This is a genomic window from Streptomyces sp. NPDC052016 (genome assembly GCF_044548445.1).
Taxonomy (GTDB): Bacteria; Actinomycetota; Actinomycetes; order Streptomycetales; family Streptomycetaceae; genus Streptomyces.
On sequence record NZ_JBIUBX010000001.1, the window covers coordinates 423,105 to 436,818 of the forward strand.

At 69.7% G+C, this 13,714-nt stretch carries 13 protein-coding genes and 1 pseudogene; 7 read left to right on the plus strand and 7 right to left on the minus strand.

The window, feature by feature from the left end; translation table 11 throughout:
- Positions 1–112: 112 nt before the first annotated feature.
- Entirely contained in the window at positions 113–727 is a 615-nt protein-coding gene (locus ACIHAR_RS01955) for a TetR/AcrR family transcriptional regulator (protein ID WP_400015956.1), read from the minus strand.
- Between the two features lie 90 nt (positions 728–817).
- On the opposite strand from ACIHAR_RS01955, the gene ACIHAR_RS01960 reads away from it, so the two are divergent.
- Positions 818–1,750, plus strand: a complete 933-nt coding sequence (locus ACIHAR_RS01960) for an alpha/beta fold hydrolase (protein ID WP_400015958.1) — start codon at positions 818–820, stop codon at positions 1,748–1,750.
- A gap of 638 nt (positions 1,751–2,388) precedes the next feature.
- Positions 2,389–5,424, plus strand: coding sequence for a family 16 glycoside hydrolase (locus tag ACIHAR_RS01965; protein ID WP_400015959.1), 3,036 nt, complete (start codon positions 2,389–2,391; stop codon positions 5,422–5,424).
- Positions 5,425–5,631: 207 nt separating this feature from the next.
- Here the strand turns inward: ACIHAR_RS01965 and ACIHAR_RS01970 are convergent, their stop codons facing one another.
- The 5 genes and pseudogenes from ACIHAR_RS01970 to ACIHAR_RS01990 form a co-directional block, all read right to left on the minus strand.
- Complete coding sequence (locus tag ACIHAR_RS01970; protein WP_400015961.1) at positions 5,632–6,474, minus strand: alpha/beta fold hydrolase; 843 nt, start codon at positions 6,472–6,474, stop codon at positions 5,632–5,634.
- A 4-nt stretch (positions 6,475–6,478) separates the two neighbouring features.
- A complete protein-coding gene (locus tag ACIHAR_RS01975; RefSeq protein WP_400015964.1) occupies positions 6,479–7,096 on the minus strand; it encodes a dihydrofolate reductase family protein in 618 nt (205 codons plus the stop codon).
- Between the two features lie 107 nt (positions 7,097–7,203).
- Positions 7,204–7,569 (minus strand): annotated as a pseudogene (locus tag ACIHAR_RS01980) (enoyl-CoA hydratase/isomerase family protein); the annotation flags it as partial.
- A gap of 278 nt (positions 7,570–7,847) precedes the next feature.
- Positions 7,848–7,925 (minus strand): hypothetical protein, encoded by a 78-nt coding sequence (locus ACIHAR_RS01985; protein ID WP_400016329.1) that lies wholly within the window; start codon positions 7,923–7,925, stop codon positions 7,848–7,850.
- 328 nt (positions 7,926–8,253) lie between these two features.
- Entirely contained in the window at positions 8,254–8,835 is a 582-nt protein-coding gene (locus ACIHAR_RS01990) for a hypothetical protein (protein WP_400015966.1), read from the minus strand.
- 260 nt (positions 8,836–9,095) lie between these two features.
- Between ACIHAR_RS01990 and ACIHAR_RS01995 the strand changes: the two genes are divergently transcribed.
- A complete protein-coding gene (locus ACIHAR_RS01995) occupies positions 9,096–9,641 on the plus strand; it encodes a GNAT family N-acetyltransferase (RefSeq protein WP_400015967.1) in 546 nt (181 codons plus the stop codon).
- 318 nt (positions 9,642–9,959) lie between these two features.
- Positions 9,960–10,397, plus strand: coding sequence for a VOC family protein (locus tag ACIHAR_RS02000; RefSeq protein ID WP_384647393.1), 438 nt, complete (start codon positions 9,960–9,962; stop codon positions 10,395–10,397).
- Positions 10,398–10,409: 12 nt separating this feature from the next.
- Here ACIHAR_RS02000 and ACIHAR_RS02005 read toward each other — a convergent pair whose 3' ends face one another.
- Positions 10,410–11,483 (minus strand): GlxA family transcriptional regulator, encoded by a 1,074-nt coding sequence (locus tag ACIHAR_RS02005; protein WP_400015970.1) that lies wholly within the window; start codon positions 11,481–11,483, stop codon positions 10,410–10,412.
- A gap of 53 nt (positions 11,484–11,536) precedes the next feature.
- Between ACIHAR_RS02005 and ACIHAR_RS02010 the strand changes: the two genes are divergently transcribed.
- The 3 genes from ACIHAR_RS02010 to ACIHAR_RS02020 are packed head-to-tail and all read left to right on the plus strand — an operon-like array spanning position 11,537 to position 13,564.
- Positions 11,537–12,190 carry an HD domain-containing protein gene (locus ACIHAR_RS02010; RefSeq protein ID WP_400015972.1) on the plus strand — a complete coding sequence of 218 codons (654 nt, stop codon included), beginning with the start codon at positions 11,537–11,539 and terminating at the stop codon, positions 12,188–12,190.
- Between the two features lie 2 nt (positions 12,191–12,192).
- On the plus strand, positions 12,193–12,804 hold the full coding sequence (locus ACIHAR_RS02015; protein ID WP_400015974.1) for a DJ-1/PfpI family protein: 612 nt from the start codon (positions 12,193–12,195) through the stop codon (positions 12,802–12,804).
- 28 nt (positions 12,805–12,832) lie between these two features.
- Positions 12,833–13,564 carry a DJ-1/PfpI family protein gene (locus tag ACIHAR_RS02020; RefSeq protein ID WP_365465702.1) on the plus strand — a complete coding sequence of 244 codons (732 nt, stop codon included), beginning with the start codon at positions 12,833–12,835 and terminating at the stop codon, positions 13,562–13,564.
- Positions 13,565–13,714 lie beyond the last annotated feature (150 nt).

Consider the following 13,714-nt stretch of genomic DNA (forward strand, 5'->3'; position numbering starts at 1 on the left):
GGCGGATGTCGGGGGACCGTCCGGCATCGGAGCATTGCAGCATCGCAGGCGTCGCCCCAGCCCGGCTTGCGGCAGCACTCGACCACGTCGTGCCGGCGGAAGCCGGGCAGGGTCACGGCCGTATCCGGGATGCCAGTCCCTCGAAGTAGCTGCGGTGCACGGAGGCCAGATCCACCTGTTCGGGGTCCAGCAGCCACAGCAGGTGGGCCCCTTCGATGAACGCGGCCGTCTCCGCGGCGAGGATCGCGGGGTTCAGGTCTGCGCGGGCCGAACCGTCGGCCGCGGCGCGGGTGAACAGGGAGACCAGATGGGCCCGCAGCGCCCGGCCCCGGTCCCGGAACCAGGTGTGGAGCACGGAACCGGGCTCCAGGTTCTCTGCCGTGAGGGTGGTGTGCAGGGCAGCCAGGTCCCGTTCGGTGGCGGCGGTGTGCTCGGCGTCCCGTATGAACCAGTCGAACGCCTCCTCCAGGGTGGGTTCGGCCCCCTGCGTGATGGACAGCCGTTCCAGAGCACGCCGGTCGGCCTCCTCCAGGACGGCCCGTACGAGTCCGTCCTTGCTGCCGAAGTGGTGGATGAGGGCGGACGGGGTGGCGCCGACGCGCTCGGCGATCGCGGCCACTCCGGTGCCGCGAACCCCCTGACGCGCGAACAGCTCGATCGCCGCGTCGACCATGGCGCGGCGGCGCTCCACGCCACGCCGTTGCACCTGTCCCTTGACACCCGCCATGGCATCAGGGTGCCCGGACGGACCCGCGGCGTCCAACTCGGAGGAGAAAACAGGTGCGAAGCCTGCCCCACACCATTATCTTGAATGACCATGCAGGAAAATGAAACGAAGAACGAGTACCTGACGGGCCGCGAGCGGACGGTCCGTGCAGACGGCCTCGAACTGTGGGCAGAGGACTTCGGTGACCCTGACCATCCGGCGGTGCTGCTGGTGATGGGTGCGCAGGCACAGGGCATTCAGTGGAACGACGGCATCGTCCGTCGCCTGGTCGACGGGGGCCGTCGGGTCATCCGTTACGACCACCGCGACACGGGCCGCTCTTCGACGGTCGACTTCGCCGCCCAGCCCTACACCGTCGCCGACATGGCCTGCGACGCGCTCGCCGTCCTGGACGCATTCGGAGTCGCACGAGCCCACCTGGTGGGCGCGTCCCTCGGCGGCATCATCGCTCAGCATCTGGCCGTCACCCACGCGCGCCGGGTGCTGACCCTGACGAGCCTGTCGTCCCAGCCTCTCGGCACGGACACGGCGGCGGCAGTGCAGCGCGTCCTGGAGGGGGCGCCTCCGCTCCCGGGCGAACTGCCTCCGCCCAAGCCCGAGCTGCTGGCCGCGCTCGTCTCGGCCTTCCCCAAGGGGCAGGCGGACCTGGAGGAATACCTGGCCGCCCGGCTGCCGCTATGGCGTGTGCTGCACGGCCCAGCGCTGCCGTTCCACGAGGACGAGTACCGGGCGATGGAGCACCGGGTGTACGAGCGGGCGCGCGACCTGCAGGCCGCGCTCAACCACACGTTCGCCGGGACCGCCCCCATGGGTTCCACGGCGGACCTGGTCTCCGTCACGGCACCGACGCTGGTACTGCACGGCACTGAAGACCCGATGTTCCCACCCGAGCACGCCGAAGCCACCGCTGCCGCCGTCCCCGGCGCCCGCCTGGTCATGGTCCAGGGCATGGGCCACACCCTGCCCCAGGCACTGGACGACCTCTTGGCCGACGAGATACTGCACCACACGGAGCGCGCCTAGAGGCCCCACGCCGGCCGAAGTGGGGCGGGGGCTTCAATCTCGGACGCTTTCTTTCTCCTCGCAGGGCACAAGCAGTGGGCGCTCGTTCGGTCGGCGGATCCAGGTGTTTCAGGAGGGTTCGGGCGCCCCGGACCCACGGGACGACGACGTCAGCGCGGGGTTGCAGGCGGTCGCGGTAGAGACGACGTTGTTGCCGGCGACCCATGGCCCGTGGGTACCCCGACCCTGCTGTGACTGTCGCAGACGCCGGGACGGGCATCTGGCAGGCCCCATGCGCGTGGGCCCCTGGTAGGGCCGGGAGCTACCCGCGGGCATAAGGACGGGAGAGCCGCCCAGGGAGATGAACGCGCTCCCCGCAACCACCCGGCTTGCCCTCGCAGCCGCTACAGCGGCGGTGAACGCGCCACCGAGGGCACCCTCTTGGTTTCAAGACGCCAGTTCTTTGAACTTTTTGAGGACAAAGCATGGACGGCGAGAGCGGAAGTCCTTACCGTCTTGGTCGCAACCACTTTCCGTGTACAGCGCAACCCGCAATCGCTGGACCGCAGATGCCCGCCTTTGCCGTTCGTCCGAGGTCGAAGGCTGGTTCACCCCTGACCAGGCGTCCGCAGTCCGTGCCCCAAGCGCCAGGAGGAAGAGTGAGTCAACGGCCGCACCGCCGGCTTCGCAGACATGCTGCGGGGCTGGCACTCGCCGCAGTCGTCGTCGGAAGCTGGACCCCCGCCGCCGCCCAGCCGGCCGCCCGGGCCGCTGCGGACATCCCACCGCAGGAACCCGGGGTGACGCTGCGCGTCTTCGACGTGCAGGTGCCCTTGAAGAACATCTGCGAACTGAAGGCCGGTCAGACGCCCAACATCGACAAGTTGATGCCCACCGTCGACTGGACGACGGATGCGGACTTCGGCATGGGCAGCAACTTCGTCTCCCACGTCATCGCGAACCTCCAGGTCCCACAGGACGGTACGTATGGCTTCCGTCTGATCAGCGACGACGGCTCACGCCTGCACATCGGTGACCAGGAGGTCATCGACCACGACGGCCTGCACGGCGCCGAACCCAAGGACGGCACCGCCAATCTGACCACCGGTCTGCACCCGCTGCGCATCGAGCACTTCGAGGCGGGCGGCGGCCAGCAGCTCACCCTTCAGTGGAAGCCACCCGGTGCCGCGGACTTCACCCTCGTGCCCAACTCGGCGCTGAGCACCGACGCCGGAGTCGTGCGCGTCACCGCTCCCGGCCGCAAGGAGTGCGTCGGCGGCCAGGACAGCCCGGGCGACGGCCTGCCGCTGGCCGGCGTCCACCCGAACTACACCCTCACCGACCTGCGTCCCGCCGGTTTCGAACCCAAGGTCTCCGGCATGGACTGGCTACCGGACGGCAGACTGGCCGTGGCCACCTGGGGAGAGAGCGAGACCACCAACGGCGAGGTCTATCTCCTGGACAACGTCACCGGGGACACCGGCCCGGAGAAGGTCACGGCCAAGAAGGTCGCCTCGGGGCTCAAGGAGCCCATGGGCATCAAGTACGTCGACGGCAAGCTGTACGTCTCGGAGAAGCACCAGCTGACCGAGCTGAACGACCACGACGGCGACGAAGTCACCGACGAGAAGAAGAAGATCGCCTCTTGGCCCTACGGCGGCAACTTCCATGAGTTCGCCTTCGGCCTTCTCTACGACAAGGGCAGCTTCTACCTGAACCTGTCCGTCTCCATCAACTACGGCGGCGCCACGACCGACCCGCAACCGGCCGAGGGCGGCCGCGGCACGACCATCAAGGTCGACAAGGCGACCGGCAAGGTCTCCTACATCGCCGGAGGCCTGCGCACGCCCAACGGCATCGGCTGGGGCCCGGACAAGGGCATCTTCGTCACCGACAACCAGGGCGGCTGGCTGCCCTCCTCGAAGCTGGTGCACATCAAGCAGGACCGCTTCTTCAACCACTACACCCGGTACCGGGACGGCACGGGCGAGAACGCCCCCTTCCGGCCCGGCCCCTTCGACGACCGTCCGGTGACCAAGCCGGTCCTGTGGCTGCCGCAGAACGAGATCGCCAACTCGCCCAGCACACCGCTCATGCTGAAGAAGGGGCCCTTCGCCGGACAGATGATCTTCGGCGACGTCACCTATGGCGGATTGCAGCGCGCGAGCCTGGAGAAGGTCGACGGTGAGTACCAGGGCGCCGTCTTCCGTCACACCCAAGGCCTGGAGGCGGGCGTCAACCGCATCAGCGTCGGTCCCGACGGCGCGATCTACGCCGGCGGCCTCGGCGCCGACGGCAACTGGGGTCAGGAAGGCAAGCTCCGTTTCGGCCTTCAGAAGCTGACCCCGAACGGCACCAACGCCTTCGACATCCACTCGATGCGTGCCACGAGGAACGGCTTCGTCCTCAAGTACACCCAACCCCTGACCCAGGAGACCGTCGACAAGCTCGCGCAGAGCTACCAGGTCCGCCAGTGGCGCTACTCGCCCACGCCCGAGTACGGCGGCCCGAAGATCGACGAGGAGCCGCTGACGGTGTCCCGCGCCGTCGTCTCGGACGACCGCAAGCAGGTCCGGTTGGACATCCCCGGGCTCAAGACCGACCGCGTGGTGCACATCCGGTCCCCGCGTCCCTTCGCCGCGGAGAACGGCCAGAACCTGTGGAGCACCGAGGCCTGGTACACCCTCAACGCGCAACCCGGCGAGGAAACGCCCGTCACCGCCTACGAGGCGGAGGAGGCCAAGCTCACCGGCGGCGCCGGCGTCAACAAGGATCACGGGGGCTACTCCGGCGGCGGCTTCGTCGACCGCTACGGCACCCTCGGCGCCACCACCACCTTCCGCGTCGACGTCGCCAAGAAGGGCACGTACGACGTGGGTCTGCGGTACGCCAACGGCCCGCACCCCTTCCACGGCAACAAGAAGATCAGCCTTTACGTCAACGGGGACAAGGTTCGTCGGACGGTGCTGCCGCCGACCGCCGACTGGGACACCTGGGCGACGCAGAGCGAGAGGCTGACGTTGCGCAAGGGCGTCAACACCATCGCCTACCGGTACGACGATGACGACGACGGCCATGTCAACCTCGACATGATCCACATCAACCGCCCCGGAGAACGCATCAACCTGTTCGACGGCGGCAGCCTGTCGCAGTGGCAGCACACCGACGGCCGCGCGGTCGAATGGCCCCGGACCGATGGCGGCTCCATCGAGGTGTGCTGCGGAGACATCCGCACCAAGCAGAACTTCGGCGACCACCGGCTGCACGTCGAGTTCCGGGTGCCGAAGCTCCCCGACGACGTCACCGGCCAGGACCGCGGCAACAGCGGCGTCTACCTCCAGAACCGCTACGAGATCCAGATCCTCGACTCCTACGGAGTAACTACCCTCGCCAACAACGAGGCCGCCGCCATCTACAACCAGAAGGCGGCCGACACCAACGCGTCGACGCCGCCCGAGACCTGGCAGTCGTACGACATCGTCTTCCGGGCCGCGCGCTACAACAGCGCCGGTGAGAGAACCGAAAAGGCTCGGGTCACGGTGGTGTGGAACGGCAAGACGGTCCACGACGACGTGACCATCGACGGGCCGACCGGCGGCGGCATCGTCGAAGGCCTGGCCACCGGCCCGATCAAACTCCAGGACCACGGCAACAAGGTCCGCTATCGCAATGTGTGGATCGAACCGCTGAACTGATCGACCGCACGCTGCGCCCCGGTCGCGTATGAGACGGCCACGCCCACCAGGCCGTCTCATGCGCGGAGCGTGCCGGGTCCGTCCCCCTCCGGCGGCTCCCGCCCGCTCGGGGCGGTGCGTACACGAGGCAGGGGCTGCAACCGGCGAATCGAGCCTCCGACCTCCGCTGCTGCGTGGAGGCCAGACCCGCGCGGCACCCGCCGTCCTCTATCCGAGTGTGAGCATCGCCTCGGTGACCTCGCCGACCGCCGTATCGGGGATCGCGGTGGCGGCCTCCTCGAGGACGAGCAGCCGTGCCCCGGGGATCTCGCGCGCGATCGCCTCGCCGTTGCCGACGGGGAAGAACCGGTCGCGGCGGCCGTGGACGACGAGCGTGGGGACCTCGATCTCGGGCAGGCGCTCGCGCCAGCGGGGTGTGCAGTCGAGCCTGGAGAACACCATGCCCATCTGGTTGGCCATCTGGACCGGGGGTGCGACGCCGGGCGTGCGGTCCCAGATGCGCGCAGCGATCGCGCGCGCGGCGACGGGGTCGTCGCCGAGGATCTCCGCGCCGGCGGCGGCGAACTCCGCGACAGCCTCGCGGTCCGTCCAATCGGGCATCGGACGCGTGAACAGTCGGCTCATCGTCGCCCGGTCATGGTCGGGGAGGTCATCGTCGGCCGGACCAGGGGCAACCGCGCGGGTGCCGACCAGTGTGAGCGCCGAGAACGCGCCCGGATGGTCGAGCACGGCCACCTGGGCGACCATCCCGCCGACGCCGATCCCCGCGAGGTGCGCAGGCCCCCCGCCGAGCGCGTCAGCAAGGGCCGCCGCGTCGGCGGCGAGGCCGCGCAGGGTGTAGGCGGGCGCCTCCGGATCCGACGTCGTCGACTCCCCGCTGTCGCGCAGGTCGTAGCGCACCACACGGCGCCCGCCGGCGGCGAGGCGCTCGCACAGCGCGTCGGGCCAGGAGAGCATCGTCGTCCCGCCCGCGAGCAGGACGAGTGGCGCGTCGTCGTCACCGAACGACTCGATGCCCAAGGCGATCTCATTGGCGTTGACAGTGGTCATCGGATCACCGGGAGACGTCGTAGGTCAGGTGCGTCGCGGTCGACGTCGAGATCACGCTCCGCTGCGTCAGCGTGCGCGGCGCTCCGCCGGTGAACAGTGGTGTCCCGGCGCCCAGCACGATGGGTGCGAGGTGCAGCGTCAGCGCGTCGACCAGCCCGGCCTCCAGCGCCGAGCCGATCGTGGCACCGCCGCCCATGAGGATGACGTCGAGGTCCTCGCCGCTGTCCGACGACGCAGCCTCGGCTCGCTCGCGCGCGGCGGTGACGGCGTCGGGCAGACCGGTGGTGACGAACGTCCAGTCGAGGTCGGTTGTCCGCACCGACTCCGGCGGCGAGCTCGTCACGACGACGAACGCGGGCTTGCCGACCTCGCCTGCGCCGTAGCCGGACGTGTCGTCCCAGCCTTTCGGCCCGTCGACGACGTCGAAGAGATGGCGGCCGAGGACGACGGCGCCCGAGCGGGCGGTCCCCTCACGCAGGACCCGGCGGTCGTCGGGGTCGTCGGAGAACGCCCACGTGTGCAGGGCCTCGCCACCGGTGCCCAGACCGTTGTCCGGGCTGGGATCCGGCCCGGTGACGAAGCCGTCGAGAGAGACCGAGATGTCAGCGATGGTTCGAGTCATGCCAGGACAGACCCGAACCACCGCCCGAACTCATCGCGCACGCATGAAGCATGTGGCGGATGGACTCGGCAGCTCGACGCGAGGGGCGGCCGTCGGTGCGGTGCTGGTCAGCCGAGCGGGTTGGTGGTGTCGCGCAGGGTTGCCAGGGCCGGGGCGTACATGCGGGCCTTGATGGTGCCGAGGGTGTCGCCGGCCTTGTTCACCTGCGTCTGGGCGATCTCGATCGCGGTGGAGCGTACGGCGTCCTCGCCGACCGCCTGGTCGACGATGCCGGCGGCCGCGGCGTCGGTGCCGCCGTAGCGGCGGGCGGTGAGCATGGCCTCGTGCGCGGTCTGTGGTGCCAGCCGGGACTGGATCAGGGCGGCCATGCCAGGGGTGAAGGGGATGTTGATGTCGGCTTCGGGCAGGCACCAGTAGCCGCGGTCGGCGCGCATGACGCGGAAGTCGTGGGCGAGGGAGAACATCGCGCCGGCGCGTCGAATTTGATGGAGAGTGGGTCGGCCACTCGCCTGCGGCTCGGGCCGCCCCGGCGCCGCGCCGCTGAAGCCGGTTCTGCGGGACGGGGGTGGCCGGCATCGTCCCCGGCCCGGGCCCCGGCAGCGGAGACGTCACGCACCATGCCTTCCACCCGGACCATCGGCTGCCCGGGTGACCGCCATGGCCGGACCGGTCTTGGCCGGGCGCATGGTCGGGGGCGAGGGGAACCGCCGGCCATGCTGCATCTGACGGCGTTACTCGGCTGCTCAGCCGGTCACCGGGTCAGGCTCGCCCTCCTCCTGGTACTCCGGCCGAGTTCCTGACGCAGGTCCAGGAAGCAGCGCAACCGCACGCCGGGTTCGCCTGCCGGGCGACGCGGAGACTGAGGCGTCCGGTGCCGGGTGACGGGCCGGGCTGGAGGAGCACCCTCGTGCCAAGCCGTATCTCGGCCCGCTTGCGGTACGGGCGCATGACCGCGCCCGGGTCATCCACCGGCCCGCTTCCGCTGTTCGAACACAGCCTTGGCGACAGGCTTCAAGCCGCGTGGCGGGGCACCCTGACATCCACCCTGACAAAGGGACAGGCATGGCACGACCCGCACATGCGATCGGCCCCCAAAACCTCATCAGGTCTCAGGGGCCGCGAATCCGCAAGCGTTTCCCAGGGCGGTCAAGACTGCGTCAGGCCGCGGCCCTGCCCCCCTTGAGCGTTGCCGCTGTGGTGGAGTTCTGCAGCGTCGTGGCGGATCCCTGTACGCAGTACGCGTAGGCCTGCCCGTTCTCGTTCTCGGTGTTCGTCGGAGGATTGTCGAGATCGACTCGCCAGCTGTCACCCGGGGTGACGGTGGTGACCCGCTTGGAGAAGCCGGGTACCGCCCCGACGGTGAAGTTGTGCCCGCCGGAGATCGCCACCTGGCCGGCCGGACAGACGGCAATGCTCGTCGCGGTGCCACCCGGGGCCACGTTGACGGTGTTCCCCACCACCTCCGTGACCTTGATCGCTTTTGTCTTGCACTCGTCCTTGTTGCCCATCAGCCCCTTCGAGCCGGAGCGCACCACGTCGGACCCGGGGTTCGTGCACTCGTCGACCGCGGGGGACTCGTAAGCGTGACCCATCTGCTGCTCGCTGGGACCGACGGCCGCCGCGTTGCCGGCGAGGCCCATCACCACGAGGGCCACCGCTGCCATCGCGCTGCCGGCGAGCTGCTTGCCTCGTTGAGGCAGCGGGCTGAAGAGGGAAGAGGTCCTGTTCACAGGACGCATGTGAATCCTCCTTGTGGAGCCATGCATGATGCGGAAGCTGCTCAGCTTCCTCAGGCATCATTCGGCGACGAGCGAAAAGGCGATTGAGGGACACGCAGGACTATTTTCACTTTGGGCCAAAGGGTTTCGTGAGGCTGACCCTTTAGGGTGGGCGCCCTGACCTCTCCGCGCTGAGGATGCCTCTTCGAAAGAGTGAGCAGTAGGTGGCTCCGAGGGCCCTGCCCACTTCGATGTCAGCACCGCCTGGGATGCTCCTGCGCATGAGGAAGAAGATCACGCCCACTCTCACGCAGATCACCGGGATACATGAGGTAACTCCCGGCCTGAGGCGCCAACTCATCGGCTGCTGGGTCGCGGTCACGAACGCGGGTGGTGCTGCGGGATTCCCTTTCCCTCCGGTCCATGAAGACGACGTCGCGCCGGTCACTGACGAACTCCTCGGCAGTCTCGCCCCGTCGCGCAGCCGCCTCATCATCGCTGAGTTCGGTGAGGCTCTTGTCGGATGGGTCGTCCTCAAACGTGATCCCTTTCGGCTCGTCGCACACTGGGGAACGGTCCACCACCTCCAGACCCACCCCAGCTTCCGCGGCCGTGGTGTCGGCTCCGCCCTCATGCAAGAACTGCGGACGGTGGCCCGTGACGAGCTGGGGCTTGAGCAGCTCCGCCTTACGGCCCGGGGGAGGGAGGGGCTGGAGGACTTCTACGGCCGCCTTGGATGGCGGGAGGTCGGCCGCTGGCCCAGCGCCCTGCGCTTCGCGCCCGGCGACACCCGAGACGAGGTCCTGATGCTCCTCGATCCCCTCTGACCAACAGCCCTGACACGTGTCCCTTTCGATCACACTCGCGAGCCCAGACGAGAATGGCGACCAGGTGGAGGACGCCTGGTAGACGATGGCAAGCTTGTCCGTTCGCCGCACTGTCGCCGAGCGGCTGCGGAAAGTGCCGTACGACCAGCCCGGCCCGCTCGCCATGCTCCTGGCCTCGCGCTTTCACGAGGCGGGCTGTCCGACCGGTTGTCAAGAAGGAGAACAAAGCGCCTCTGACCATCGAGAATCAGGATTGCTGAGGCCGGCTGCGTCGTTGCCGGCAGTACCTGAGTGGCCCTGCTCGGTAGCATGCAACGCATGGCCATCAAACTTGAGAACGTCGGCATCGCTGTTCGCGACCTCGAAGCAACGATCTCCTTTTTCACCGACCTCGGCCTCACGGTCGTCGGCCGTGACACGGTCAGCGGTGAGTGGACCGACACGGCCGTCGGTCTTGATGGCAATCACGCCAACATTGCGATGCTCCAGACACCAGACGGTCACGGTCGCCTCGAGCTCTTCGAATACATCCACCCCGAAGCGATCGAGTCGGAGCCCACTCGTCCCAACGAGATCGGCATGCATCGCGTCGCCTTCTCAGTCGACGACATCGATGAAGCCCTTGAGGTAGCCGCAAAGCACGGATGCCGTCCGCTTCGCGGTGTGGCGACCTACGAGGACGTCTACAAGCTCACGTACGTCCGCGGTCCCAGCGGCATCATTGTGATGCTCGCCGAGGAGCTGAAGAAGAACTGAGGGCCGATCGGGTCAATTAGCCTCGCGCTTACACGAGGCGGGCTGTCCGACTGGTGGTTTCGGAGTTTCCGGCGTCGTTGTCGTCCGGGAAAGCGAGGTGGTCGGCGAGCCGGTAGTCGTCGTCCGGGCGAACGCCGCGCGATAGGCGGTGGGTGTCGTCCGGAGGGTGCGGCGGAAGTGCAGCCGGAGGTTCGAGGGGCTGCCCAGACCGCATCGGTCGGCAATGTGGTCGACGGCGAGTTCGGTGCTCTCCAAGAGCTCCCGGGCGCGGTCGAGCCGGGCGGCGAGCAGCCACCGCAGGGGAGTCGTGCCGGTCTCGGCGACGAACCGCCGGGCGAAGGTCCGCGGTGCCATGTGCGCGTGCGCGGCGAGCCGGGGGACCGTCAACGGTTCGTGCAGGTGGGCCAGGGCCCACGCCCGGGTGGGCGCGAGGGTGACGCCGTGCGTGTCGGGGGCCAGCGGCCGTTTGATGTACTGCGCCTGCCCGCCGTCGCGGTGGGGAGCGGAGACCAGGGAGCGCGCCACCTGGTTCGCCGTCTGCGAGCCGAGGTCGCGTCGCACCAGGTGCAGGCACAGGTCGATGCCGGCGGCGACGCCCGCCGAGGTCAGCACCTGTCCCTCGTCCACGTAGAGCACGCGCGGGTCCACCGACACCCTCGGGTACCGCGCCGCCAGTTCGTCGGCGTACTTCCAGTGGGTGGTGGCCTTGCGGCCGTCCAGGATCCCGGCCGCGGCCAGCGCGAACGCCCCGGTGCAGATGGACACCAGCCGCCTGCCCCGGGCGTGGGCCCCGGCCAGTGCGGCGAGCACGTCCGCCGGGAGCTCCCGCAGGTGCGGTGCGTACCCCGGGACCACCACGGTGTCCGCACCGCGCACCGCTTCCAGCCCGGCCGTCACGGTCACGGCGAACCCCGCTGCGGTCGGGACCGACCCCGCGGTCCGTCCGCACAGGGTCAGTTCATAGGGATCGCCGGGCACGGCGATGAAGACCTGGGCCGGGATACCCAGGTCCAGGGGCAGCACGTCGTCCATGACCAGTACCGCCACTCGGTGCGGTGCGGCGGGGGTGGCAGTTTCCTCTCGCATGGAGGCAAGTCTGCCTCTGTCACGGGTGGTTGACGCAGCCGATCATCGATGTCATGAACGACGTGATGACCGCCGGCGTCCCGCCGCTCCCCGACACCCCCGTCGCCCGCGGCGCGTTGGACCTGGTGCGCGCGACGGAGTCCACCGCGACCGCCAACCACAGCGTCCGCAGCGCGCTGTTCGCCCGCCTCCGCGCCGATCACCAGGGCGCGAAGCCGGGGCACGACTACGATCCGGAGCTGCTGTTCCTCGCCTGCGTCCTGCACGACATCGGCCTTACGCAGGCTGGTGACCGCCACCAGCGGTTCGAGGTGGACGGAGCCGACACGGCCGCGGAGTTCCTCACCGCGCAGGGCCTGCCCACCGCCGACGTCGACGCCGTCTGGGAGGCCGTCGCCCTGCACACGACGCCGGGCATCGCCGAGCGCCGCGGCACCCTGTGCACCCTCGTGCACCAGGGGACCGGTATGGACTTCGGCTGGGACACGGACTGGGTCGACGACGCCACCGGGGCCGCGATCCACGCCGCCTATCCGCGGCTGTCGATGGCCACCACCCTCACCGACGAGATCGTCGCCCAGGCACGGCGCCGTCCGGAGAAGGCCCCGCTCTTCTCCGTCGCGTCCGAACTGCTGCGGGAGCGGTCCGTGCCGCCGCACAGGACCCGGATGGAAACCATGGCCGACGCCGCCCGCTGGGGCAACTGAGCATGACCACATACGGAATCCTGCTGTTCGACTCGGTGCAGGAGCTCGACTTCACCGGTCCGTGGGAGGTGTTCGCCACCTCCTCCGGACTGCGTGACGGCAGGGACGACGTCCTGCTCGTCGCCGAGCGCTCCGCGCCCGTCCGGTGTTCCCAGGGCATGCGGGTGCTGCCGGATCACACACTCGGCGACCACCCGCCTCTGGACGTCGTCCTCGTACCGGGCGGTCACGGCGCCCGGGAGGTCGAGCCGTACAACGAGCGGGTCACCGGCTGGCTCACCGACACCGCCGCGCGCGCGACCTGGGTGGTCGGCGTCTGCACCGGGACCTTCCTGCTGCACGCCGCCGGCCCGGCCCGGGCCCGCCGGGTCGCCACCCACTGGCAGTACGAGGAGGCGCTCGAGGGACGCGGCGACGTCACCGTCGTACGGGACGCCCGCTATGTCGTCGACGGCAACCTGCTCACCAGCCAGGGCGTCTCCGCCGGCATCGACAGCACCCTGTGGCTGGTCGGCCACCTGCACGGGCGCGAACACGCCCGCGCCGTGCGCCGTGCCCTCCAGTACGACCCGGCACCCCCGTACCTGGCGGACGAGCCTCTCCGTTGCCCGTGACCGACCGAGAAGTGGAGTACCGAACGAGATGAACCGCCGTACCCTCCTGCACGCCACGACTGCGCTCGGGGCCGCGACGCTGACCGCCGGCGCCGCCACCCGGGCCGACGCGGCGGCCTCCGCGGCTCCCGGGCGCGACCGTCCGTTACGCGTACACGTCGTCATGTTCGACGGTGTGGAGGAACTCGACTTCACCGCCCCGTACGAGGTGTTCTCCGCCTCCGGCTACTTCGCCGACCGCGAGGTGGAGGTCCGCTACGTCACGCTCGACGGCCCTCGTACCGTCAAGGCCGCCTACGGCACCAGGCTGCGCGTCGACCACGGGTGGGCACCCGAGGAGGCGGACCTCCTCGTCGTCCCCGGCGGCGGGTACGCGCGCCGCGAGGACCCCGGAGTGTGGGCCGAGATCCGGCGGGGCTCCCTGCCACGGGCCCTGGCCGCCGCGACCCGCCCCGGCCTGACCGTCAGCGCGCTGTGCACGGGCGTGATGCTGCTCTCCTCCGCCGGGCTGACCACGGGGCGCCCCTGCACCACCCATCACCGGGCGCGGGCCGACCTGGAACGGCAGGGCGGCGTGCCGAAGGACGCCCGCGTGGTCGACGACGGCGACCTGGTCACCGCCGGCGGGGTGACCTCCGGGCTGGACCTAGCCCTGTGGCTGGTGCGCCGGGAACTCGGCGCGGACGCCGCGGTCGGTCTGGAAACGATGCTCGAGTACGAGGCCCGCGGCACGGTGTGGACAGCGCGAAGCAGCTGGTGAGCGGGTTTCGGCGGCACCCTCCCGACGCCTGGCCGGGGCAGACTCCCGGGTGGGTGTACCTGGAGACGGAGGGCGATCTGGAGGGCGAGGGCCGTCAGTCGCCGCAGGTCGCGCCCGGAGCGTGAACCAGCAGTGACCCCGACGTCTCGG

Excerpts from the sequence above, each read along its gene's own strand:
- ACIHAR_RS01975 (WP_400015964.1), bottom strand. The coding sequence starts at position 7,096 with ATGACTCGAACCATCGCTGACATCTCGGTCTCTCTCGACGGCTTCGTC.
- ACIHAR_RS02015 (WP_400015974.1), top strand. The coding sequence starts at position 12,193 with ATGACCACATACGGAATCCTGCTGTTCGACTCGGTGCAGGAGCTCGAC.
- ACIHAR_RS02000 (WP_384647393.1), top strand. The coding sequence starts at position 9,960 with ATGGCCATCAAACTTGAGAACGTCGGCATCGCTGTTCGCGACCTCGAA.
- ACIHAR_RS02020 (WP_365465702.1), top strand. The coding sequence starts at position 12,833 with ATGAACCGCCGTACCCTCCTGCACGCCACGACTGCGCTCGGGGCCGCG.
- ACIHAR_RS01955 (WP_400015956.1), bottom strand. The coding sequence starts at position 727 with ATGGCGGGTGTCAAGGGACAGGTGCAACGGCGTGGCGTGGAGCGCCGC.
- ACIHAR_RS02005 (WP_400015970.1), bottom strand. The coding sequence starts at position 11,483 with ATGCGAGAGGAAACTGCCACCCCCGCCGCACCGCACCGAGTGGCGGTA.
- ACIHAR_RS02010 (WP_400015972.1), top strand. The coding sequence starts at position 11,537 with ATGAACGACGTGATGACCGCCGGCGTCCCGCCGCTCCCCGACACCCCC.
- ACIHAR_RS01995 (WP_400015967.1), top strand. The coding sequence starts at position 9,096 with ATGAGGAAGAAGATCACGCCCACTCTCACGCAGATCACCGGGATACAT.
- ACIHAR_RS01960 (WP_400015958.1), top strand. The coding sequence starts at position 818 with ATGCAGGAAAATGAAACGAAGAACGAGTACCTGACGGGCCGCGAGCGG.
- ACIHAR_RS01970 (WP_400015961.1), bottom strand. The coding sequence starts at position 6,474 with ATGACCACTGTCAACGCCAATGAGATCGCCTTGGGCATCGAGTCGTTC.
- ACIHAR_RS01990 (WP_400015966.1), bottom strand. The coding sequence starts at position 8,835 with ATGCGTCCTGTGAACAGGACCTCTTCCCTCTTCAGCCCGCTGCCTCAA.